Raw genomic sequence first — 22,053 nt, 5'->3', positions numbered from 1 at the left:
CTCAGGGATGGCGCGAGACGGGTTCTGGCCGAAAGCCCTCGCGGTCCTCGTGGCCGCGCTGGTCATCCTGAACCTGCTGTTCGCCTTCCTCGCCGAATCCATCACCGCCGCCGCCTGCGGCGCCCGCCCGAGCGCAACCGCGCCCCTGTCCGGGACCTGGCTCGCGCTCTCCGGCGACCCCTCCACCTACCTGCCGCCCGCCGGATGCGCGATGCCGGTCCTGCCGATCCGCCTCGCCGACGCCGCCGCGCTCGTGGTCCTGGCTGTCCTCGCCGTGTGGGCCGGGATGGTCTGGGCGCGCTACCAGCAGTCGGACGCGAAATTCGTCGCCGACCTGCGTCAACGGCCCGGATTCGCTACCGCGTCCGAGATCCGCCGACACCTGTCCGCGAAAGCGGTGCTGCGCCGGGCTGGAATCCTCCTCACCGGGCGCCGCAACCCGGCGCCCGGTGAGGTCGGCTGGAAAGTCGGTCGCTCGCGCGGCCTGGACGTCTACGTGTCCATCGAGGACTCGGTGGCGCTCGAGGGAGCCCCGAGATCCGGGAAAGGCTACCGGATCCTGATCTCCGCAATCCTGGACTGGTCGGGTCCGCTGATCACGACATCGACCACGAACGACAACCTGACCGCCACCCTGCAGATGCGCCGCCGCCGCGGGGAGGTGTTCGTGTTCGACCCCCAGCAGCTCTCCGGCATCCGCGACACCCTCCGCATCAACCCGATCGCCGGCTGCGAAGACCCGCTGGTGGCGGTGCAGCGCGGCACGGCGATCGTCACCGGCACCGCCCTGGGCGCATCCGCGACCAACCAGGAGTGGGCCGCCGCGGCCGGCACGGTGCTGTCGCGGCTGCTCCACGCCGCCGCGGTCGGGCACCGGAATGCGGCCGAGCTGTACCAGTGGGGCTCCACGCCCGCGCTGGCCCGCACCGCGGTGGAGATCCTCCGCTCGGACGGTGCTCCCGGCTGGGGCGACGGACTCGAGGCGGTCCTGATCGGGGACGAGAAGCTGCTGTCCTCCACCTGGTTCGGGGTGCAGGCCGCGGTCGCCCCGCTGGCGATCCCGCAGATCCGCGAGGTGCTCCAACCCACCCCAGGCGGTCCCGTGTTCGACGCCGAGGCGTTCCTGAACGGCGAGAACACCCTCTACCTGCTCGGCTCCGGTTCCGGGGCCGGGGCGATGGGCGGGTTCCTGTCCGCGATCCTGGACGACACGGTCGAGGTCGCCCGACGCAAGGCGCTCGCCTCGCCGGGAGCTCGGCTCGAGCAGCCGCTGGGCCTGATCCTGGACGAGATCGCGAACATGATGCGGTGGGCGGCGCTGCCCAAGGTGATGGCGGACGGTGGCGGGCGCGGAATCTGCACCTTCGTCGTCTTGCAGGCTCTCTCGCAGGCGGAGACAGCCTGGTCCCGGGCCGAGGCTGACACGATCTGGGCTGCCGCGACCGCGAAGGTGCTGCTCGGCGGCGCATCCCAGGTCGCCCACCTGCGCGACGTGGAAGCGCTGCTCGGCTTCCGCGAGCGCCGCCGCACCCAACGGTCCTGGCACACCCAATACGCCGGCGTGAGCACCTCGGAGCAGCAGGAGCGGCTGCCGCTGATGACCGCCGATGAGATCCGCCGCCTCCCGCAGGATGTCGGGCTGCTCACCTACCGCAACCGCCGCGGCGTGCTGCTGGACCTCAAAGCGTGGGACGAGCGGCGCGATGCCGCCACCATCCAAGCCGCTAAGCGGGGCACCGAGGCCGAGCAGCACGAGGTGTTCGCCCAGCGCTACACGCGACCGACCAACACTGCGGACGCGGCAGGGTCGGCACCGGCCGAGGAGGAGTCGTGAGCAACGCCCGCAAGCCCGGCGCGGCGACCGCCTACCGCAGCGGCTACCTGCGCTCCGCGGCGTGGTTCCGTCGGCGTGACACCTGGTTCGCAGAGCAAATCCAGCGCACCGGCGCACTGCGGTGCGCGGTCTGCTTGCATGTCGCGACCGGGCGCGAGCTCGAGTTGCATCACCTCGACTACAGCCGCGTCACCCACACTTGGCGAGGCTGGGTCGCTGGTGAGGAGCACGAGGATCTGTGCGCGATGCATCCCAGCTGCCACGAGTTCGTGCACCGCATCCTCGACGCCGACCCGGTCCTGCGGCGACACCGCACTCGGCCCGTCGCGACGGTCCAAGCGATCCGGATCGCCCGCGTCCGCATCGCAGCCTTGCAGAGGACGGGCCGGTGAAGAGCGAGTACGACGACGGCGAGGAATGGGGACCGATCGAAGAGCTGATCGGCAACCTCGACCTCGACCCGTTCGACCCGCTCGCCCGCGGCGGATCCGACGCCGCCCCCGGCAGCCGCGCTGTCCGCTGGCGCGACCTTCCGCCAGAACAGGCGAGGGTCGAATGGGACACTCTGCGACAGTGGGTCGAATGGGTCACCGCCCGGTTCGACGTACCCGTCACTCTCGTACCGGACTGCTGGTGGAGACATCCCGCGTTGGTGGAAGAGCTCTCTGCCCTCCATGTCGCTTGGCGCACCGCCTACGACAAGCAGGACACCGGCCTCGGTCCGGTGATGTGGCTGGAGCGCTGGCACAACGCCAAAGCCCGGCTCCGCGCCGCCTATCCCGGGTCCTGCACCAACGGGCACCAGCCCCACAAGAGGCGTTCTTGGGAGGACACCACCTCTCAGGACGAATGGAACGCCTGGGCGAGCGACGCCCATGGCGACTGACACAAGAAAGGAAAGAAGCACATGAGCACGAAGATCCCCGTGACCATCAAGGGGAACCTCACCGCCGATCCCGAGTTCGGCGCCAGCGACGACGGGACCGAGTACGCCCGGTTCTCCGTTGCGGTCAACGACCGGCGACTCAATGAGCAGACGGGCCAGTGGGAGGACGGCGACACCGTCTTCCACCGGGTCGTCGCGTTCAACGAGCAGGCCCGCCACGTCACCGACAGCCTCCACAAGGGCAACCAGGTGCTCGTGAACGGCGACCTGCGGTTCCGCAACTACACCGACAAGGACGGCAACGCCCGCGAGGGGCGCGACATCATCGCGGACACCGTCGCCGCGTCGCTGCAGTTCGCGAATGTCACCATCGAGCGCAGCCCAAAAGCTAGCGGCCCCGACGCATACGCGGAGGGGCCGGTAGCCGCGCCGGAGGCAACCGGCGCAGGGATCCGCTGACGGCTCCACAGCCGAGAAGCGGGCGAGAGTCAGCGTACTCGCGCCCGCTTCTCGCATTCCACCCTCGCGGACGCCCGGTGTCCGAATGCGCGGGTAGGTAACCGATTCTGTTACCTACATCCACGTTGCGACACCACCCACCTTAGTGTCAGAATGGTGAGGAAGGTAACCGATTCTGATACTAAGGAACGCAGAATGACACGCTCGATCGCACCGTCGCTCGCGGGGGTGCTGGAGCGGCTTGAGCTGGACCAGCCCGAGCTGGTCACCAGCGACGATCTCGCGCGCCTTGTGGACGAGGCAGGGCTGCGCACTCCCGCGAAGGTCGTTGCGGGACGGCTGCGGGACGCTGGGTGGCTGCTTGCCACTGGTCGGCGAGGCGTGTGGGAGTTCGCGCCGGCGTCCGTGGCCGGGCCGTACTCTCGCCGCGACCCGGCGATGCCGCTGCGCGCATTCCTTTCGCAGCGGCCGCAGGCGCGCTGCGCGCTCACCTTCCAGGCGGCGGCGTGGGCGCACGGCATCGCTGACCGCGCACCGGCCAGACTGGAGGTGGCCGTCGCCGATCGGGAGCTGGTCCGCCAATTGCCGGAGGCTCTCGCCGCATCCGTGTTCGCCCCGCATCTGGAGTACGTGCAACGGCGGGACGTGCCGACGCTGCAGCCGGAGAGCGTGCTCGTTCACATGGTCAGCCGACCCGCTGCGGTGCGCTCCTGGGAGAGCGCGCGCGAGTGGCTGCCGGGGCTGGCCGCCGAACTCCAGTCCGATGCGCTCGCACGCGAGCTCGACAAGCGGCCTGCGGCCGTGTGCGCGCGCGCCGGCTATCTGCTGCAGGGGATGCGCCCGGAGCTGGCCGATCGGATCTTCGCGGCAGACCCGCCGCGCGGCAAGACCTGGTTCGGTGCGCACGGGCCGCTGCGCCGCCACGACAACCACTGGCTGATCGCCGACACCCTGCTTCCCTTCGACCCGCGCCGGCTTCCCGTCGCCGGATGAGCGACATCTTGCTGACGCGCGGGCATATCGCGCGGCACACCCCGCGCGGCGCCGGCGCGCAGGGCCAGGACGCCGCCATCGTCGACATTGCCCAAGATCTGCTGCTGCGCGACCTGCACGCTCGCGGCGTCCTCGATCCGCTCGCCTTCAAGGGCGGCACGGCCATCCGCAAGCTCTATGCCGGCAACGCCGGCCGCTTCTCCCTCGACCTGGACTTCTCCACCGTCCCCATTGGCGAGGATCCCGACGATGCACTCACCGGCCTGATCGCCGCGATCGACGGGCTGGAGGTCGGCCCGTTCCGCTACTCGGTCACCGAACGGCGCGGCAAGTGGACGCTCGGTTACGAGCACCCCTTCGGAGGTCAGGCTCTGCACAGCAAGCTCGACCTCAACCCGCCGCCCTGGCTGGAGCCGACCGCGCGCGGCTGGCAACCGCTCCCAGTCCACGCCCAGTACGGGGCACCGCGGTTGCCCGAGCTGCAGGTCGTCCGGCTCGAGGAGAACATCGCCGAGAAGATCGCCCGCCTCAACCGCGCCACCCCCGCCCGAGACATGTACGACCTGAGGTGGGCGATCACCACCCCGGCCATCGCTCGTTCGCTCGACCTCACATTGATCCGCCGGCTGGCCGTTTTGAAGATCTGGGTCGACGCCAACGGCGCCCATGCCGGCAACACGTGGTGGAAGCCCGGGCACGAAGGCCCGGCGTTCGACCCCGACCGCTGGCTGCGAGATCGCAGTCACGGCGAGTTCGACGAGGAAGACATCGGCGCCCTCGCCGTCCCCGTTCCTACCGCGGCTGAGCTGTCCGAGGCGCTGCGCACTCACTTCGGCTTCCTAGCCGACCTCGACCCTGACGAGCAGATTCTCGCCGCGGCCCGCGAACAGGATCGGCCGCTCGCCCTCCGCCTGCTCGCCTCTCTCCCCGGCGCGCGCCTGTCCGGCGTCGGGCTCTACTGATAATCGGCGCAGCGTCGGCACGCCGTCGGACGCCGAGCTATCGCCCGATGGTCGGCCCGCGGGAGCCAGGTTCCGGTGCTGCGAAGGGATCCGTCTCCCACGGATTGGCCGATGCCGTGACGTCCTCGCGATTGCCAGCACGAACCGTGCGAATGCCCCGCACGAGGGCTTCCCTCCTGACGTGCGCGGCCGCAAAGGCGGCGTGCAGGATCTCTCGATCCGCAGCGGTCTCCTGGATCACGTCGTCGAGGGAGTCGGGTCGGCCGTGGCCAGCCGCCTCGAGGGTCGCGGCGCGCGCGTCGATCTCGCGCAGCGCATCCTGGAGCGCACGAGCGCGCGCGTCCGCCTCGGCCGCCTGCGCGGCGAGCCGTTGCCGTTGCGGTTCGCGCGCGGCGTGTCCGAGCTCACGGTAAGCGGCGCGGCGGGCGTCGTCGAGGGTGACTTCGAGTCGGCCGCGCAGCATGGTGTCGGCGAGCTGCTCGATCGCCTTCTCCGCGTCGCGGGCGATGGTGAGGGCCGTGTTGGAGGCGCGGCCGCGGGTCATGCCGACGTACAGGCCGGCCGCGTCCACGCCCGGGCCGGTGTAGGCGGCGTGCACGGTCTCGCCTTGGATGCCGTGGACGGTGGAGGCGTAGGCGAGGTGCACATGCTCGGCCGCATACGACGCGGTGATGGTGCGCCGGTCGCCGGAGTCGCCGACCGCGGCAAGCTCGATGCAATCCTTCCGGATGCGGGTGATGGTCCAGGTGGCGCGATTGTCGACGCCGGTGTCGGTGTCGTTGCGGCGGGTCTGGACGATGTCGCCGACCAGCAGGGCTTGGCCGTGCTGTCCGATCGCGACCTGGCTTGCGTCGAGCTGGCGGCGGTCGAGGCGCTCCTGCTGGATGCGGTCGTTGATCTGCTGCGCCTCAGCGTTGGTCGCCGTCACCAGTGCGATCCGTTTGCCGCGGGCGGCGTGCTCCAACCAGGCCGCCACCATCCGTTCGCGCGCCTCATGCTCACTGCCGAAGATCTCGACGTGTCCAGCTGCAGCAAGTTCGCGGGCGGCGGCGACCGCTTCGGCGTGGTCGGCCGGGTTGCGCAACCGAAGCGTGAGCGCAGCGTAGTCGGGGTCGCGGAAACGGTGGACGGCGGTGAGCTCGACGACGCTGCCGGAGCGGCGCTGCATGGTCGCCATCGCGCCGGAGTGCCCGACCGGCAGGGCCTGGAGGTGGTCGCCGATCATCGCGATCCCCGCCCCCGTGTCCAGGGCAAGCTGTGCGAGCGCGTTCGCGGCCTGCAGGTCGACCATTCCGGCCTCGTCGACCACGATCCGGTCCCCAGCCCGGATCGGGTACCGGCGCGGACCTCGGAAGACCGCCGCCGTCACGGGGTCCGTGTCGCCCGGGGCGAGCCGGGTCCACACGGTCCGGCCGGTGGCGTCGTCGGCGAACCGGTATCCGTGGTCGACCAAGAGGGCGTGCAGGCTGGACGCGGCCGTGCCGATGTCGCGGCCCGCGACGGTGGCGCCCTTCCGGGTGGGGGCGACCACGATCATGCTTCGACCCTGCTCCTGCAGTCCGCGGCGGGCGACTCTTAGGAGAGTGGTCTTGCCGGTGCCAGCCGGGCCGGTGACCGTCACGAGGCGGCTGGTGCCCGCGACCGCGGCGGCCGCTGCGGTCTGGCCCGGGTCGAGCGGAGTGTTCTCTTCGAGGATTTCCGTGGCGAGCTGGCTGATCGCCTTGGCGGGCACGTCGAGACCGGATTTGTTCAGGTGGTCGAAACGGTCGGCGAGGTCGAGCTTATCCTGGGCCGTCGGCAGCGACATCAGATGCTTCACATGCGACGGCACGTCCGGTTCGCCGTCGAGGAAGTCGACGACGTTTTGAAGGGCACGCCCGACCACATCATCGACGACCTCGCCAAGCACATCGCGGTCGGCGATCACGCCGGAGGCGGCGATCGCGCGGACTGCGCCGGCGCGCACGTCGTAGCGGCTGAACCGACCCCCGCAACCGGCGGAGCGGCGATCCGCGTCCGCGACCGCTCTGGCGGCGAGCAGGTCCCGGTCTAGCTCCCCCACGCGCACCGCCTTCACCTGCACGGGACGACGGATGCCCGCCGCGTTCGGGTCGAGGACGGCGATCTCGGAGCGGATCAGGTCCTGCCATGCTGCCTCGTCCAGATCCTCGGGTTTGCCGGGTCGGTGCTGCGCCCACGCCCAGCGGTCGATCGCTGCCAGCACAGCATGGTCCGGCTGTTGCCCGGGGTGGGCTTGCCGCCAGTGGGCCAGCTGCAGGGCACGGTTCGCCTCGATCTGGTTGGAGCGGCGCGACAACGGCCGCACCAGGTGGGCGAGCTCGGCGATCTCCCCATCCGCGTCCAGGGTGAAGCCGTGAGCTGCGAGCGACGCGATCCAAGCGGGGTCAGTGCGGGAGGCGAGGTCGCCCTCGGCGTTCACGACGGTGTGCAGCTTCATCGCCACTCGCGAGTCCACGTTGGACCATTGGCCGTCGTCCCCGAGCACTTTCACCCCCAGCCACAGGTGTCGGTGAATGTGCGGGTCCAAGGCGCGGGACCGCTCGTGCCGCAGCTCGACCACCTCGAGGCGGGCGATCGGCTCGCGGATCAGTCCGCCCGCCCCGCGGCGCGCGTTCAACTCCCGCTGCCAAAGAGTGAGCGTGCGGTCCCGGATACGGTCCTGCATGGCCTCGAATGAGTCGCGCAGTTCCGGGTCGAGGAGCACGGCGAGGCTGTAGGACTTGGGCATGTTCATCGTCGCGTCCAGGAACAAGTCCGCGTCCGGGCTGGTCAGCACCCGGCCGCGCGGCTGCCCGGTCTCGGGGTCGGCGCCGTCGACCCAACGAGCCAGCGACTGTGCATCCAGACGGTCCTGGTCGATGCCCGAGCCCGTCACCGTGAAGCGGTCAACCGTCCCGGTACCGGCATCGCCGTAGCCCACGGCATGCTCGACACCGAGGGGCCGATGCCCGCGAGCCGCGTCACAGATTCCCTCGAACGCGTAAGACACCGCCTGACGCACGCCGTCCGACTCGGCGCCGCGCTTCCATCGCTCCAGCCCGCCCCTCATACCCCCACGCTAGGCGCGCACCACCTCGCTGAAGGCGAGTGCCTGCGTGCATCACCCCAACTCTGTTCCTGGCGCCTCAACTCTGTCGCTGCGATCCAGTTCGTGACCTCGCTCGGAGGTGAATGTTGTCGGATTGGTGCCGTATGGCCGCGCCTTATGCGGCGACGTGCCGAGTATCGCCGCTGCGCAACTCGGCAGGTTTTTCCATCATGTCCGCGAACACGTTGCAATATTCTGTGGGGATGACACCGAAACCCGAGTTCGACCCCGCCGACTATGAGAACCCCGACGCTCCCGAGGACCAGCGGCGGCTCCGCGCCGACCACTTCCAGGTCCGCGACTTGTCCTACGAGCGCAGCCGAATGCGACAGCTGATCGACCTCTACAAGGGCGCTGTGTTCGATCCCGGCTGGGAGAAACGCGATGACCTGGACCCAGAGGATGAGAGCACCTGGCAGACCGAGCGGCTCGAGATTTACATCAAGGAGCGCGCTCGCGGCAAGGGCTATGTTGCCGACTTCGTCTACGACAGCAAGGAGCTGCCGATCACCGTCTACGGCATCCTCATCAACCGTGGCCGCGGGCTGGAGGTGGCCGAGCTCGAGCTGTTCCGCAGTAGCTGGGGCTACTTCGACGGATGGAGCACCTTCATCGACCCCGGCACCGATGGCGCTGGCGATATCGATGAGGACGACGACTTGCCGGAGGCGGAGCAGCTGATCACCAGCGATGTGCTGCGCCGGATCCCGATCGGGCGGATTGTTGCGATGGCCCAGCAGTCGCTGGCGCAGGAGGGGTGGCGCACCGACGGCATCCAAGTCCTCATGGGGGCAGATCGGGGTGCCGACGAACTGACGCTGCCCGAGACCACTGCGCTCGAGTCCGCAGTCCTCGCCGCGAAGCAGACCCGGAGGGGTCGCCCGCCGATCCCCGACGAGACCTTGGCCGCGGTCGCGCACGCATACCTAGAGGAGGCCCCCGCCGGCGTGGGTCTGCTGAAGCGGCTCTCGCAGCGGTTCGCCCGGCCCGAGCCCACCGTGCGGGACTGGATCGCGACTGCGCGTCGGGAAGGCTTCCTCACTGCGGCCGCGCCCGGCAAAAGGGGAGCCGCGCCGGGGCCACGATTGACTACCGCTCCCGCAACCAGCGCCGCTACCCCGGGCTGAACACATCTGCTCCTCCGGTCGCATCCACCACTGATCAGAGCGCGCTCAATATCCGGACGCTGACTACTTGGGCGCGGCGTTCAAACGCTTGCAGATGAACTCCCCGGCGGCGCCCTCGATGATGAACTCTTCGCCGGGCAGGTCCTCGTAGGCTTTCGCGATCGCCTCGGCGGGACCGGACATCCGGACGTGGGCACCGTCGCGCTCGGTATGGACCAGATAGGCCTCGCCGCACGCGCACGTCGTCATGAACGCATGGGAGCGTCCGCGGAGGCCCTCGAGCGCGAGCGTCCGCGGGTAGTAGACGGCGTGCTTGCCGCAGAGCGCCGGGAGCCTGATCGTGTCGCCGACTTCGACGCTCTCAGGGAGATTCGCAGCGGGTCCCCACGGCACGATCCGCACGCCGTCGTTGAGAACCAAAAGGTCCTTGCCTGCGACGAAACCGAGGAGGTCGTCGTCGGAGATATCGCTGCCGGCGGGCCATCCGATCGGGGCATTGGGCGGCCAGAGTCTCGGCATCCCTTGTCGGGTCATGAGCTCCAGATCCATCGCGGGCGAGGTGAAGCGCACGCCCTGCACGACCAGTGCTCCGACAGCAATCGTCTCGATGTAGCCGTGCGGCAGCGTCGGTTCAGGGAGCCCGTTCAGCTGCACGACGAAAGGCGTCACCCAGGTTAAAGATTGCCTAGTCCCGACATAACGGCCGATCCATAGGGAGGAGGCGGGAAGCGGCTGTGCCGTGCCGCGCTCTTCGTAGAGAGCTCGGTACTCCGAGGCCGGCAGCCCGTATCCGTCGTCGCGATCGGCCTCGCGTGAGAGGAGCATGGCCGTCAGGGCTGTCTTCTGCGCCCACATCGCCACCGCGCCCTGCCGATCCAGGGGTAGGGTTCCAGGCTCGCCCAGGATAAAGGGGGTGAGGACCTGCTGGGCGGTCGCCTCGACGTCGCCCATCCACCCGTTGTTGCAGGTGGCGCAGACGTCGCGGACTGTGCGCGTGTAGGGCGCGCTGACACCGAGATCGCGACCGAGCCGGTTCAGGAAGCCGGTCCGATGCTGCGCGGGCGTGGAATCCAGTCCGAGACGTCCGATCCAGGCGCCGAACACGTGCTCCTTGGTGAGGTTCCCGACCGTCCCGCAGAACACGCATGCCCGGCCCTCTGCGGCGAGATCGGTCACAGGCCTATCCCCACCGTTGGTAGCGGACGAGCACCTCACGATGGGCGATAAGCGCCTCCTCGAGCTCGTCGGTGCCCCCGTAGTAGTCCGACCAGACGTCGGATCCGCTCCGCGCGAGCTCCCGTCGAAGCGCATTCTCCGTCCGAGGTACATCGCCGTCCCAGGCCCATTCCCCGACGTACTCGCCGTCGATGGCGTGGTAGCCGCGGGTGCGCTCCTGGATGAGGCCGAGCCGATACTCGAAGTCGCGGTAGGCCTGAACGAAGTCCTCGTCAACCGGGATGAAGTCGGCGAAGTACACGCGCAGGTCGGTGACAAAGAGGTGGCTCGACGGATACAGCCACTGGCTCTCCCAGCGCGGCAGCTTTTTGATCCAGTCCGGGTCGGCCAGCCGTCGGTAGTGGAGCAGTTGCGCGGCCTGCATGAGCTCGTCGGCCCCGATGCGGTCGCGTCCTTCGACCTGGGTGGCGAGCTTGATGAGCAGTTCGTCGCGTCCCCGACGCATCCCAGCCACACCCATGACGGCGAGGGCGATGAACGCAGGGAACCGGCGAGCCTTCAGCAGGGCGTCATTGAACGCGCTGGTCGGCAGGATGAGGGCTGCGTCCGTCAGCCGTTGCAGGACGTCGAGCCACAGCCGATCGTGAACACCGCTGTCGTCGTGCCAGACACCGGTGATCAGCAGTGCCGCGAGCTGATTCATCGCGCGGAAGTGTGCCTCGTAAGTCGACTGCAACAGTTCGAAGGTGACCTGACCGGTCACATTCATCGGCTGGGCCGCGATCTCGCCCACGACCTCGTCGACCGTGCGCATGACGAGGTCGTGGAGGTCGATGCGTCGCACCGGGTCAGGTAGGTAGCGCTTCAACCGGGCCACGGCCATCGCGGTGGATAGCGGCGGGTCAGCCAGACGCTCCAGTGCGTCCAGGCTCCCCAAGAGTTCCGTGAACAAGTCATCGGCGCTCGCGGTCGGGATGGGCAGGCCCGCGCGACCGGCGAGGATCCGCTGCGCCGTTTCGCCCCGGCTGCTGCGGCCGTCCCAATACAGCGGGTAGCGCCGACTGGGCGTGGACTCGATCGCGGCGACGAGCGCGTCATCCCACTCGGCGGACCATCCGGCGATCACCACGCCGTATTCGTCGAAGACCTGGGCGAGCAGCCGAGTCCACTCCTCGGGGTATGCGCCGAGCTCCTCCGGCGTGTTGCGGGTGCCGAGGTCCTTGTAGTCGCCGTGCAGCTTGATCACCGTGGCTGGCGCATGCGCCAGCGGTGCCATTCCGTTCACAGCCTCCGGTCGGGCGATGACCTGCGGAGAAACGCCGACCGCCTCCAGGGCCTGTTCCATGAGCCGGTCGAAGTTCGTCGTGATGACGACGCGCACATAGCCGCGCTTGACCAGTTCGGCGATCGCGATGTGCGCCTTGGTCGGCTGCTTGAGTCCTTCCTCGCGTTCCTCGTAGCTGGGCTCGAAGAAGGCTGCCAGCAGGCCCTGACGTGCAGCGGCGGTCGGTCCGAGCTGCTCGAGGAGCGTCGCGTAGCCAAGCTCTCCCTGCCCGTGCTCGGCCCACCAATCAGCCGGGTCCTCCCACGCGAGCTGGGGAGCGTCGTCATCGTCCGGCGTCGCGGCGGCGACACGTCGCACGAGCTCCCGCACGACCCCCCAGCCCGTCGGGATGCCAGCCGCCGTTGACACGCCGGATCCGAGCAGCACCGCATAGACGCCGGGCTGCGCCTGCATCGAGGTCGCAAGCGCGACCACCGGCGACAGCGGAACAGCCATTCTGCACCTCCCTCATCCAAGCCTGGCACGGCGGCCAGCCACACTACGGACGGGATGCGATCCGGGTTCGTGTGGCGCGAGATGCATTTCTTCGGAACCGGGTGGTCGGCGCGTTCGCGGTACGAGCTCACCCCTTCTCGCGGGCACTCGAGAAGCTCGAGCACGGAGGGGCTGGCGTGTCACGTAGATGCGGATTACCGTAGGCGATCTATCGAACATACTTTCGAGAGTCGGAGGCGACCATGCCAGAGCCGGTCATGCTCACAATGAGCCACGACAAGCCCTCTTCGATGCAGTGGGATGGCCGCGATTTCCGCGTGCTGGACGAGCCGACGCTGCTGGACATGGAATACGGGTCGATGACGCATCTACTGCCGAACTCGGCATGGCGGTTCACCGCGGCTTGCGCCGACGGCGACGTCCGGGTGTTCGATGTCCGCTTCGACCAGGCCGCCGAGCAGTGGCGGATGGTGCGCCGCTATGTCTGAGCGGGAAGAAGACGACGTCCAGGTGCGTCGACTGCTGGCGGCCTCACGGCGGGTGAGCGAGCCTCCGCGCTGGGAGGTGTCGGTGTCGGGCCGCGTGATCGGATGGATCGATGCACATCAACTGCGGGGGGCGTCCGCAACCTTCTACTTCGCCACCGGCATCCATCGCGACACCGGCAAGGGGTACCGGCTGGAGTCCTCGACGGACTTCGAGGAGCGGGTCGAAGTGCTGCGGCAATTCCACGAGGATCCGATGAGCAGCCGCCAACACCTCGGCCTAGGGCTCATGCCGCCATTCGTCGAGCGCCGCGGACAAGCCACGCCCGAGTCCTAGCCGAGCTCGAGCCCCGCGGATGCCGTCTCGGGGAGCAGCCCCTGGTCGGAGTCGAGCTCCACGGGTGCGGCGGCTCGGCGCAAGGCGACCAACTGCTCGGTGACGGACTGCTGCAGGAGCCGGGCCTGTGCAGAGTCAGGGTCGATGCTGAGGTTCGGCACGACCTCGGTGAGGGCGAGGTCGTGCGCCTCGATGAGCAGCTCGGCGGTGTCGTGGGTCAGCTGACCGGAAGCGATGGCGTAGCGGGTGATCTGCTTGAGCTCGCCCAACAACTCGACCGTGGAGTGCATCCCCCAGGACTGCGGGTGCCGCCCCTCCTCGAGGCTGGTGACGGCGTCGGCGAAGGCGTCCTGCCGATCGAAGAGGGTGTTGCCGTTGCGGCTGATGATCGTCACGCGATCGGCGGGCGCGGCCTCGCCGAGGTTGCCGATGAGTCGGGTGGTGCCGTGGTAGCCGCGGTCGTGGGCGGACAGCCGGGTGAACCGGGCGGGGTTGCCGGCCTGACGGTCGCGCAGGTACCGGGAGGCCGCGGAGACCACGCTGAGCACGCGAGGGGACGCGATCGCGACGATGCGGACCTGGAAGCCGGCGTCGCGGAATCGGGCGGCGGTCGCCAAGGTCACGTCTGGGTCACCGAAGGTGCCCTCCAGCAGCAGACTGCGGTGCTGCTCGAGCGCGTCCGTCAGGGCGGCTCGGACCCACACTCGAGTCGACTCCGCCAGCGCTGCTCCGACCTGCTCCGGGTGCTCGGCGACGAGGGTGCGGTAGCCGGAGTGGAAGATCCGCAGGTCGTCACCAGTGACCGCCGCCATACCGGGGTGCTCAGCGAGGATCCGGGCAGTGGCGCGAGACTTGCCGGCTCCGGGCTGACCGCCCAGCAGCACGAGCGTTGGCTTTTCCTCTCCGCCCGCTGCGGCCTTGAACAGGACAGGACGGATCTCGGTCCGGTAGACGGCCTCGAGCTCGTCCGGCGTGAGCGGTTCGGGCTCAGACGCCATCGGCTACCGCCTGCGCGAGTTGCGCGTCGCGGCGCTGGAGCTGCTGCGTGTAGGCGTCGACCGCGGCGCGGTCGTAGCCATCGATGGCGAGGGTCGCGCCACGCACCTCGAGCAGTTCATCGTGAGCGGCCGCGTCGCCGCGCCGCCGGTTCTCGACGAGGCGTGACTGGACGGTGCTGGAGAGTTCGCGCATCAAGTCGTAGGCGACGACATCGTTGACGTGCCAACTCGACTGCTCGGCGGCCATGCGCTGCTCCCTCCGTTCGGCTCCGATTCTACCGGCAGCGTCCCTCACCCGTTCCGGGCTCGTCAGGGAAGAGGGTGATCTCGGTGCGGGGGTCGAGCCAGTAGTCGTCGCTGGTGACCACCACTCGCCTGCCGTCGAGAAGGGTCGCGCGGTATCCGGGTGTGTCACGTCCGGCGGGCTCGATGAAGGTGACGCCGATGACGACGGCGCCTTCGCTGTGGCTGATCCAGTCGAGGGTTCCGATCGGGGTCTGTTCGTCGAACAGAGCTTGAGGGTCGGGTACCGCCCAGCTAACCTGCGACCCGATGTGGTCGTAGGCGAGCCGGGCGGCTGGAAGGGCCTCGGTCATGGTGGTTCTCCTTGTCGGGATGATCGGGACCGACGGGCCGGATTGCGGTCAGTCGGTCTCGGGTTCGTCGTGGCGAGCGATGAGGTCCGCAACGCGGTCGACGAGCGGGTTGGTGGGGCGCCACTCGTGATGCTCAGGTCGGAACTGCCCGAGCTCGAGGCGGGGCTCCCCGTCGACCGTGTAGATGAACAGTTGCCCGTACTCGTGTCCGTCGACCTGGAGGTACAGGTTGCCGCCGGTGGCGGACATGTCGCCGTTGTCGAAGAAGCCGATGCCCTCCGAGGCGCTGGGCTCGTCGAGGTCGATCGGGATCTGTTTCCAGCCGAGGTCGAGGGTGAGGATCATGGTCGTGTTCCTTAGTCAGTGTGGGTGTCGGGGTTGAGGGCTGTGTGGGAGAGGTCGAAGCCTCGCCACGGGCTGCGGCGCGGCACGTGTCGGGTGCCGTAGCGGTCGCGTTCGGTGATGATCGGTGCGCCGGGTAGTTGCCAGGCGGCGGGCTGGTGCTCCTCGATCCAGGCGGCGAGCTTCTTGGTCGGCCGGCTGCGGTCGTCCCACTTGGTGATGCCGAGCGGGGCGACGGGCAGGGTGCGCCAGCCGGGCCATGCGTGGTCGTGCCATGCCTCGACGGCGTGCTGCTCGGTGCCGTCGGCGTGCCAGCGGCAGGTTTCGCAGATCGCTCGGGTGAGCAGGGTTCCGACGCATTGGCAGCGCTCGCCATAGTGGTCGCAGCGCAGGTCCGCGGTGAGCACGGCCAGGTCGTGGCCTGCGGTGTCGGTGTTGGCATCGCCCATCGTGATCGCGGGGTGCCACATGTGGGAGCGGGGGATGCTGCCGAAGCTGCCGTGCTCGAAGCACCACCTTTCGAATGCGGCCGCGAGTTCGCCGGGCGTGTAGTAGTCGGTGGTGAAGTGCAGCGGCGCAGGCCCGCCCCACGCAGGGGCGGCTCGGAGGTCGGCGTCGTGGATGAGGGCGTCGATGTCGAAGGCGATCTGCCCTGGGGTGTTCGCCGTCATCGGGTGCCTCCGGTGATCGCGGTGAGCTGGACTCGGATCGTGCCGTGGGTACGGGCGGTGTGGAGAGCGAGCGCATCGGTGGCTGCGGACAGGTTCATCCCGTCGGGAGTGATGAGCCACCGACTGCCGCAGTAGTCGCATTCCAGGGCGCGGACTTGTTCCGGCCGGAGATGCCCGGTCTTGTTGCCTCTCACCGGCCGTTCTCCTGGGTGTTGGGCGCTTCGGCGAACGTGTAGTGGTCGTCGGCGAGAAGGTCGGGCAGGGCCTTCAGCGAGAACTGGTCGCGGTCGGTAGCCACCGTCCACGTGTCCAGGACCACGCGCCCTTCCCAGATGTAGGCGATGAATACGTCGTCGTCGCTGCGCTCGGTGGATGGCCACAGGTACTGGCGGTAATGAGCGTCGGCGCCGGTCCAGGCGTCGAGGATCGCGCACACCTCGTCCACCCCGATGCACGGCTCGAGCTCGTCGCGCCAGGTGGCGGCATAGGTCGCGGTGACCGTGATGCTCGCGCCTCCGGTGGCGGTGAAAGTGAAGTCGCGGCGGTCGCCCTCGACGGGCTGGGCGCTGTGCTGCTTGGTCATGGTCGTGTTCCTCTCGATTTCGCTGATGCCGTTCCGGCACCCCTGCTGGACCCGGGACCGGTGGTGGCCCGCTCAAGGGCCTTCAGAGCGAAAAGTTCTCGGAGGGAGCGCAGCGAGCGGAGGGAAGTTTTCGCGTGCCCTTGATGGGCTGCCGGCGGTCTCGCACAATCGGGCCTGCCGGACGGCTCCGACGTTGGGGCGCGTTCAGGCCAGGGACGGTCCGGCGCTGGGCTCGTTGCTCGGGGGCGCGTAGAAGTCCGGTGCCGTGGTGACGGCTGCCGGCGTGGCGGCCTCGGACGGCACGCTCGTTGGCGAGGGGGTGTCCTTGGCGAGACCGGCGAGGGCTTCGTCGACGCGGGCGAGTTCGGTTCTGGCGGCGTCGAGGGCGTCGCGGTGCTTGAACGGGGCGCCGAGGTTGCGTTCCGCGTCGGATCGTGACTCCTCGGCGGCGGTAATGCGCTCGATGGTCTTGTCGATGAGGTCTTGGATGTTCGTGGCGCGGTGTTCGAGTTGACGGATCAGGCCGAGGCCGTCGTCGAGCACCTTGTCGACGGGGCTGGATGCAGTGGACCCGGGCACGCCCTCGAGGTTGAGTTCGAGCAGAATCTTGCCGAGGTCGGTGCGGGTGCGGGCGGCGATCGGGAAGCCGCTGATCTGCCCGATGGTGCCGTGGCCGCGGTCGTCGCGCATGGGCCGGGCGTATTGGAGCGAGCGGCTGCGCGCCCACCCTGCGATCGCGACGGCGGCGCCGGTGCGGGAGGTGTATGGCGTAGTGCCGATGGTGATGTGGAATCGGTCGCCGGAGAGGTCCTGCACCTTCGGCAGGGCAAGTTCGAGGGCGGACTGCTCGCCGCGCAGACGTTCGAGGGTGCGGTCGGCGAAGTCGATCGTGCTGCGCAGCGTGGATTGCGCGCGGTGCCAGGCGCGTTCCAGCCGTTCCAGCCGGGTCGCCTCGTTCAAGGCGACGGACCGCTCCAGCAGGAGCGGGTTCCCGGAGGCGAGCGCCTTCGCTTCGGCGGCGGAGAGGCTGTCGGATCCGAGGTCGTCGATCTCGCGCACGTCGAGGCGGCCGCGCATGACCTGGCCGATGAACTTGGATTTCCGTTCGATGGCTTGCCACATGTAGGCGGCGAAGGTGTGCTCGGTGACGTACTGGATCACCTCCACCTCCGCGTTCTGATTGCCTTGCCGCAGGATCCGGCCGTGTCGCTGGGCCACGTCGGCGGGCCGCCACGGGCAGTCCACGTCGTGCAGGGCGACGGCGCGGGCCTGCACGTTTGTCCCGACGCCGGCCTTGGCGGTGGAGGCGATCAGGATGGCGACCTTCCCGTCGCGGCAGGCGGCGAACAGGCGCGCCTTCTCGGCGTCGTTGCGGGCCTCGTGCACGAACCGGATGCCGCCTTCCGGCACCCCGCGGTCGGTGAGTTGTGCCTTGAGGTAGTCGTAGGCGTTCCACTTGTCGGGGTGGGGGGTGCCGAGGTCGCAGAACACGATTTGCAGCGCGCCGGGCAGAGGGGAAGGCTGCCCGGTGCGCGTGTCCAGATACCGGTTGTCGGCGTGGTCGTGGTGGATGGCCGCGATCCGGTCCGCGATGTCATCAAGCGGCACGAGCGCGGGCCGTGCGGTCGGGTCGACCATGCGGATGTCGAGGGCGGCCTTGCGTCCGTCGGTGGAGATGTTGAGCATGTTGTCCTCGGACGGCTCGACCGCGCGGTTGGCGACGAACTCGGCGCGCTTTCCGAGTTGGACCACGTAGTCGCGGACTTCCTCGCCGGGGGTGAGGACGACGGTTTCGGGGATGCGGCGCCCGTCCGGGCGCTCTTTGATGAGGGGGGTGGGCAGGTCGAGGTCTTCGGCGGTCTTTACGTCCGCGAACACCCGCCACATGCGCAGCATCTCGGGGACGTTCTGGAACTTCGCGAAGCGGGTCTTGACGCGGAAGTTGCCGCCGCCGGTGGGAGCCATCTCGACCTCGGTGACGGTCTTGCCGAACGTCGCCGCCCACGCATCGAACGGGAGCACGCCGGCCTCGTCCAGCAGGTCCGGGCGCAGATACCGCTGCATGACGTGCGCTTCGGTGACCGAGTTCGCGATCGGGGTCGCGGTGGCGAACGTCGCGTAACGGGACGGGTAGGTGCGGCGCAGGTAGTCGATCTTCAGAGCCAGGTCGAATGCGCGCGCGGACCCTTCGATGACGGCGTCCGGGATGTTGCTGGTGGTGACGAGGTTCTTGTAGTCGTGCGCCTCGTCCACGATCGCGTAGTCGATCCCGGTCGCCTCGAACGTCACGCCCGGGTCGCGCGGGGTGTCGAGCAGCTTCTTGACCTTCTCCTCCTCGCGGGCGATGGTCTTCTCGATCTGCTTGAGGGTGCGGCGGTCGTCTTCGGCGGTGAAGTCCAGCGCCTGCTTGAGCACGCGCAAGTGGGCGTCGGTGAACGTGGTGAGGTTCTCCGGCTCCAGATTGAGCCGCTGGAACGCGGTGCGGGTGAAGATGATCCCGTCCCAGTCGTTCGCGGCAGCGCGGGCGACGAAGATGCGCCGTTTGTCGCCGGCGAGGGTGTCGCTGCTGGCGGCGAGGATGCGGGCCTGCGGGTAGAGCTGGAGCCATTCGCGGCTGAACTGCTCGAGCATGTGGTTGGGGACGACGATCGCGGGCTTGCGGGCCATGCCGAGCCGTTTGAGTTCCATCGCGCCGACGACCATCTCTGCGGTCTTGCCGGCGCCGACCTCGTGGAACAGACCGACCGCGGGTTCGGCGATCATCCGGGCGACCGCGGCGCGCTGGTGCGGGCGCAGCTCAAACGCGGTCGTCATGCCCGGCAGGGAGAGGTACTCCCCGTCGGCGGTGTAGTCGCGCAGCGTGATCGAGTTGAACCGGCGGTTGTACTCGGCGGCGAGGGCCTTCGCTCGGGTCGGGTCCTCCCATGCCCATTCCTCGAATCGCTCCTGGATGAGGGCGGCCTTGTCCTGGGCGGCAGCGGTCTCGGTCGGGTTGAACACCGTGGGCTCGCGGCCGTCGACATCCTTGTAGGTGTCGTCGACCCGGATCGGGGTCTGGTTCGCGATCAGCTCGAACAGGTCCGGGGCCGGCCGCCGCTCGGTGCCCCATTCCTGGCTGGCGCGGACGGTGAACCGCATCCCGCCGCGCACCTTCCAGGTCGCCGGTAGCGGGCACGCGACCGTAACGCCCTGGTCGCCGAGCAGTTCGCGGAGGAACTGCTGGTGGATCTCAGGGCTGATCCAGACCGCGCCGATCTTCGCGACGATCTCCTCCGGGCCCAGAGGGTCCGGTAGCGCCTGTTCCAGCGCGGCGACGTTCACCCGGAAGCGGTCGTCCGTCTCGGCGGCGACGCGGGCGGCCTCGAGCTTGGGGTAGATCGACCCGGACAGGTAGGCGGGTGCGTGCACGAGCTCGCCGTCGCGTTCGGGGTCGTCGTAGACGAGTTCGCCCAGTAACTGGCGGGCTTGCTCGGGGGTCTCGCCGAGCAGGTCGGCGATGGTCGCGAGGTCGATGCGGCCGTGCCGGTCCAGGCAGATCTGCACGGCTTCCGCCGGGGTGTCCGCTCCGAGGCGTTCCGGGCGGGGTGCGACGACTCGGCGGGTCAGTAGCGCGGCGGGCTCTGCTTCCTGGGTGTCGTCGTCGAATACCTCGAGGGCGAACACCAGCGGGCCGAATGGGTCGCCGCGCAGGATGCGTGTCGCGGCCGGGGTGCGGCGCGCCATGATCGGCTCGCCCTCGTCGTTGACCTGTCCGGTCGCGGTGGGGGTGAAGCGGTTGATGGCACCGTACCGGCGCACATACGACTGCCACTCCGCCCGCAGCCTCGCCCGGCCGCTGCTGATCTCCACGGTGTCGTCCGGGGTGGCGCGCTCCAGGGCGAGCTGGCGGGCGGCCAGGTCGCGCAGCCGCAGCAGTTGCCGAAGTTCCCGACCCGCGGAGGCGGGCACCCGAAGCGGTTCTCTTCGCCCGCCGGCGACGACGGTGAAGCCGCCGTCTGGCGGCGCGTCGATCGTGCCGTCCCACGCCTCGGTCGATTCGGCCATCTCGTCCTCGACGGCGGCGGCTTGCTCGGGCGTGCGTCCAGCGACCCGCAGCCCGGCGGGCTCGGCGTCTGCGATCACCCGGTCCAGGGCGTCGCGGAGCTGGTCGGCGGCGTCGCCGAGATCACTGACGTGGACGTGAAGGGTCTGGGTGCCGTGCATCCCTGTGCCGAGCTGGAGGGTGCCGAGCACGTTCTCCGGATGCGCGTCCAGGTAGGCGTTCAGCTTCACCGTCCCCCCGTCGACCTCGCGCGGCACGACGCTCTCCCAGGCAGTGTCATGCGGGGGCCGGCCATCTTCGCGGCGGCGCAGGATCATCAGGTCGGTGACCGCCTCGGTCCCGGCGGTGCGGCGGTGCGCGCCGGTCGGCAGCCGGATCGCGCCGACCAGATCCGCATGGCGGGACATCTCACGCCGCGCCGCCGGATTCGCGGCATCCAGGGTGAAGTGCGAGGTGAGCGCGGCGACCACCCCGCCGGGGCGGGTGAGGCGCAGCGCCTTCAGCAGGAAGTGGTTGTGGATCGAGTGGCCGTTGGGATTGTCGACCGGGTCGTGCAGGGCGATGTCGCCGAAGGGGACATTGCCGATGGCGGCGTCGAACCAGCCGCCCGGGAACCTGGTGTCGGCGAACGACTCGGCCCGTACCTCGTGCTGCGGGTAGAGCGCCTGCGCGATCTGCGCGCTGGTCGCATCCAGCTCCACCCCGACGACCTGCGCGGTCTCGGAGGCAAGGCCGAGGAAGGTGCCGGAGCCGCAGCCGGGCTCCAGCACCCGCCCGCCCTCGAAGCCGAGTTGCTGAAGGGCATCCCAGATGGCGGCGACATAGGCGGGGTCGGTGTAGTGCGCGTTCAGCACCGTCCGCCGCGCCTGGGTGTACTCGGTTTCCGACAGCAGTTGTCGCAGTTGGGACCGCTCGGCTGCCCATACCGGGTTGCGGTCGTCGAACACAGCCGGGATGGCGCCCCAGCTTGACCAGGCCGCGAGCATTCGCTGCTCGTCCGGACGTGCGGGGCGGTCCTCTTCCTGGAGGGTGCGCAGCACGCGAATCGCGGCGAGGTTCGCGTCCAGGCGTGCCCGGTCCCCGGACGGGACCAGCGGGACGCCGGGGTCGGGGCGGAACGGGACCGCTACCGGTCGGTCGCGTCCTCGTTCAGGTACCGCTCCCAGCGCGCCTGCGCTGACGCCTCCCACGCCGAGGGGTTCGCCTTCCAGAACTCCCAGGGAGAAGAGGCCGTCGCTATCTGCTCCAGATAGTCCCGCGGCAGCATCCAGTCCGCTGCCGCCTGGTCGAAGTCCAGACTCGTGTCCGAGAGGTCCTCCAGCTGGGCTTGCATCCGCCATGCCCAGTCGATCAGCGCGTCCTCCTGCGGGCTGGTCTGCTCCCACTCCTGCCGGGTCGCCTCCGGCGGCGGGAAGAACTCCGAGTCCGCCAGCATCAGTTCCTCCGCGCTCGCCCGCGCTCGGCTCAGCCGGGCGACCTTGTCCTGGTAGTCCTCGCCCGGCAAGTCCGGGCCGGCCAGCTTCGGGATCAGGTCGGAGATCTGCGCCTGCATCTCCTCCCCCGCCAGTGTGAAGTACGCCTCCGGGTCCTTCAGCTCCCGATAGGCGTTTGGCAGGTTCTGGCGCCAGTGCCGCATCGCTCGTGCCCCGTAGGTGTTCATTCCCCGCCCACTT

General features: G+C 69.2%; 21 protein-coding genes. 9 read left to right on the top strand and 12 right to left on the bottom strand.

Features of this window, described 5'->3' with window-relative positions; all coding sequences use genetic code 11:
- The first annotated feature begins 7 nt into the window (after positions 1–7).
- The 6 genes from JNB50_RS18685 to JNB50_RS18660 all read left to right on the top strand — a co-directional run bounded on the left by JNB50_RS18685 (position 8) and on the right by JNB50_RS18660 (position 5,134).
- The gene (locus JNB50_RS18685) at positions 8–1,834 is read left to right on the top strand and encodes a type IV secretory system conjugative DNA transfer family protein (RefSeq protein ID WP_208041658.1); all 1,827 of its coding nucleotides are present in this window, start codon (positions 8–10) and stop codon (positions 1,832–1,834) included.
- Positions 1,831–2,226, top strand: coding sequence for a hypothetical protein (locus tag JNB50_RS18680; protein ID WP_208041657.1), 396 nt, complete (start codon positions 1,831–1,833; stop codon positions 2,224–2,226). The genes JNB50_RS18685 and JNB50_RS18680 overlap by 4 nt, the downstream gene beginning before the upstream one ends.
- The gene (locus JNB50_RS18675) at positions 2,223–2,720 is read left to right on the top strand and encodes a hypothetical protein (protein WP_208041656.1); all 498 of its coding nucleotides are present in this window, start codon (positions 2,223–2,225) and stop codon (positions 2,718–2,720) included. The genes JNB50_RS18680 and JNB50_RS18675 overlap by 4 nt, the downstream gene beginning before the upstream one ends.
- A 21-nt stretch (positions 2,721–2,741) precedes the next feature.
- Positions 2,742–3,179: a single-stranded DNA-binding protein gene (locus JNB50_RS18670; RefSeq protein WP_208041655.1), complete on the top strand. Its 438-nt coding sequence runs from the start codon at positions 2,742–2,744 to the stop codon at positions 3,177–3,179.
- Positions 3,180–3,374: 195 nt separating this feature from the next.
- On the top strand, positions 3,375–4,172 hold the full coding sequence (locus tag JNB50_RS18665; RefSeq protein ID WP_208041654.1) for a type IV toxin-antitoxin system AbiEi family antitoxin: 798 nt from the start codon (positions 3,375–3,377) through the stop codon (positions 4,170–4,172).
- Positions 4,169–5,134, top strand: a complete 966-nt coding sequence (locus JNB50_RS18660; RefSeq protein ID WP_208041653.1) for a nucleotidyl transferase AbiEii/AbiGii toxin family protein — start codon at positions 4,169–4,171, stop codon at positions 5,132–5,134. The genes JNB50_RS18665 and JNB50_RS18660 overlap by 4 nt, the downstream gene beginning before the upstream one ends.
- Positions 5,135–5,171: 37 nt before the next feature.
- On the opposite strand, the gene JNB50_RS18655 is transcribed toward JNB50_RS18660, so the two are convergent.
- Complete coding sequence (locus JNB50_RS18655) at positions 5,172–8,204, bottom strand: AAA family ATPase (protein WP_208041652.1); 3,033 nt, start codon at positions 8,202–8,204, stop codon at positions 5,172–5,174.
- 143 nt (positions 8,205–8,347) lie between these two features.
- Here JNB50_RS18655 and JNB50_RS18650 point away from each other — a divergent pair, with 143 nt between their 5' ends.
- Positions 8,348–9,370 carry a hypothetical protein gene (locus JNB50_RS18650; RefSeq protein ID WP_208041651.1) on the top strand — a complete coding sequence of 341 codons (1,023 nt, stop codon included), beginning with the start codon at positions 8,348–8,350 and terminating at the stop codon, positions 9,368–9,370.
- Positions 9,371–9,433: 63 nt separating this feature from the next.
- Here the strand turns inward: JNB50_RS18650 and JNB50_RS18645 are convergent, their stop codons facing one another.
- Positions 9,434–10,546 carry a hypothetical protein gene (locus JNB50_RS18645; RefSeq protein WP_243768665.1) on the bottom strand — a complete coding sequence of 371 codons (1,113 nt, stop codon included), beginning with the start codon at positions 10,544–10,546 and terminating at the stop codon, positions 9,434–9,436.
- A gap of 4 nt (positions 10,547–10,550) precedes the next feature.
- Positions 10,551–12,326, bottom strand: a complete 1,776-nt coding sequence (locus tag JNB50_RS18640) for an SIR2 family protein (protein ID WP_208041650.1) — start codon at positions 12,324–12,326, stop codon at positions 10,551–10,553.
- 242 nt (positions 12,327–12,568) lie between these two features.
- On the opposite strand from JNB50_RS18640, the gene JNB50_RS18635 reads away from it, so the two are divergent.
- Both JNB50_RS18635 and JNB50_RS18630 read left to right on the top strand, forming a co-directional pair.
- On the top strand, positions 12,569–12,814 hold the full coding sequence (locus tag JNB50_RS18635; RefSeq protein ID WP_208041649.1) for a hypothetical protein: 246 nt from the start codon (positions 12,569–12,571) through the stop codon (positions 12,812–12,814).
- Positions 12,807–13,148 carry a hypothetical protein gene (locus tag JNB50_RS18630; RefSeq protein ID WP_208041648.1) on the top strand — a complete coding sequence of 114 codons (342 nt, stop codon included), beginning with the start codon at positions 12,807–12,809 and terminating at the stop codon, positions 13,146–13,148. Before JNB50_RS18635 ends, JNB50_RS18630 begins: the two co-directional genes overlap by 8 nt.
- Here the strand turns inward: JNB50_RS18630 and JNB50_RS18625 are convergent.
- The 9 genes from JNB50_RS18625 to JNB50_RS18585 all read right to left on the bottom strand — a co-directional run bounded on the left by JNB50_RS18625 (position 13,145) and on the right by JNB50_RS18585 (position 22,040).
- Complete coding sequence (locus JNB50_RS18625; protein WP_208041647.1) at positions 13,145–14,146, bottom strand: zeta toxin family protein; 1,002 nt, start codon at positions 14,144–14,146, stop codon at positions 13,145–13,147. The two genes, JNB50_RS18630 and JNB50_RS18625, sit on opposite strands and share 4 nt — an antisense overlap.
- Positions 14,136–14,393 (bottom strand): hypothetical protein, encoded by a 258-nt coding sequence (locus tag JNB50_RS18620; protein WP_208041646.1) that lies wholly within the window; start codon positions 14,391–14,393, stop codon positions 14,136–14,138. Before JNB50_RS18620 ends, JNB50_RS18625 begins: the two co-directional genes overlap by 11 nt.
- 28 nt (positions 14,394–14,421) lie before the next feature.
- Positions 14,422–14,742, bottom strand: coding sequence for a hypothetical protein (locus JNB50_RS18615; RefSeq protein WP_208041645.1), 321 nt, complete (start codon positions 14,740–14,742; stop codon positions 14,422–14,424).
- 48 nt (positions 14,743–14,790) lie between these two features.
- Positions 14,791–15,087 carry a hypothetical protein gene (locus JNB50_RS18610; RefSeq protein ID WP_208041644.1) on the bottom strand — a complete coding sequence of 99 codons (297 nt, stop codon included), beginning with the start codon at positions 15,085–15,087 and terminating at the stop codon, positions 14,791–14,793.
- A gap of 11 nt (positions 15,088–15,098) precedes the next feature.
- Positions 15,099–15,755 (bottom strand): DUF6349 family protein, encoded by a 657-nt coding sequence (locus JNB50_RS18605; RefSeq protein WP_208041643.1) that lies wholly within the window; start codon positions 15,753–15,755, stop codon positions 15,099–15,101.
- Positions 15,752–15,949: a hypothetical protein gene (locus JNB50_RS18600; protein ID WP_208041642.1), complete on the bottom strand. Its 198-nt coding sequence runs from the start codon at positions 15,947–15,949 to the stop codon at positions 15,752–15,754. The genes JNB50_RS18605 and JNB50_RS18600 overlap by 4 nt, the downstream gene beginning before the upstream one ends.
- Positions 15,946–16,338: a hypothetical protein gene (locus JNB50_RS18595; protein ID WP_208041641.1), complete on the bottom strand. Its 393-nt coding sequence runs from the start codon at positions 16,336–16,338 to the stop codon at positions 15,946–15,948. The genes JNB50_RS18600 and JNB50_RS18595 overlap by 4 nt, the downstream gene beginning before the upstream one ends.
- A gap of 204 nt (positions 16,339–16,542) precedes the next feature.
- Entirely contained in the window at positions 16,543–21,570 is a 5,028-nt protein-coding gene (locus tag JNB50_RS18590) for a helicase-related protein (RefSeq protein ID WP_208041640.1), read from the bottom strand.
- The gene (locus JNB50_RS18585) at positions 21,507–22,040 is read right to left on the bottom strand and encodes a hypothetical protein (RefSeq protein ID WP_208041639.1); all 534 of its coding nucleotides are present in this window, start codon (positions 22,038–22,040) and stop codon (positions 21,507–21,509) included. The genes JNB50_RS18590 and JNB50_RS18585 overlap by 64 nt, the downstream gene beginning before the upstream one ends.
- Positions 22,041–22,053 lie beyond the last annotated feature (13 nt).

This window comes from Leifsonia sp. TF02-11 (assembly GCF_017565305.1).
Taxonomy (GTDB): Bacteria; Actinomycetota; Actinomycetes; order Actinomycetales; family Microbacteriaceae; genus Leifsonia.
This window is presented reverse-complemented; position numbering and strand designations above follow the sequence as displayed.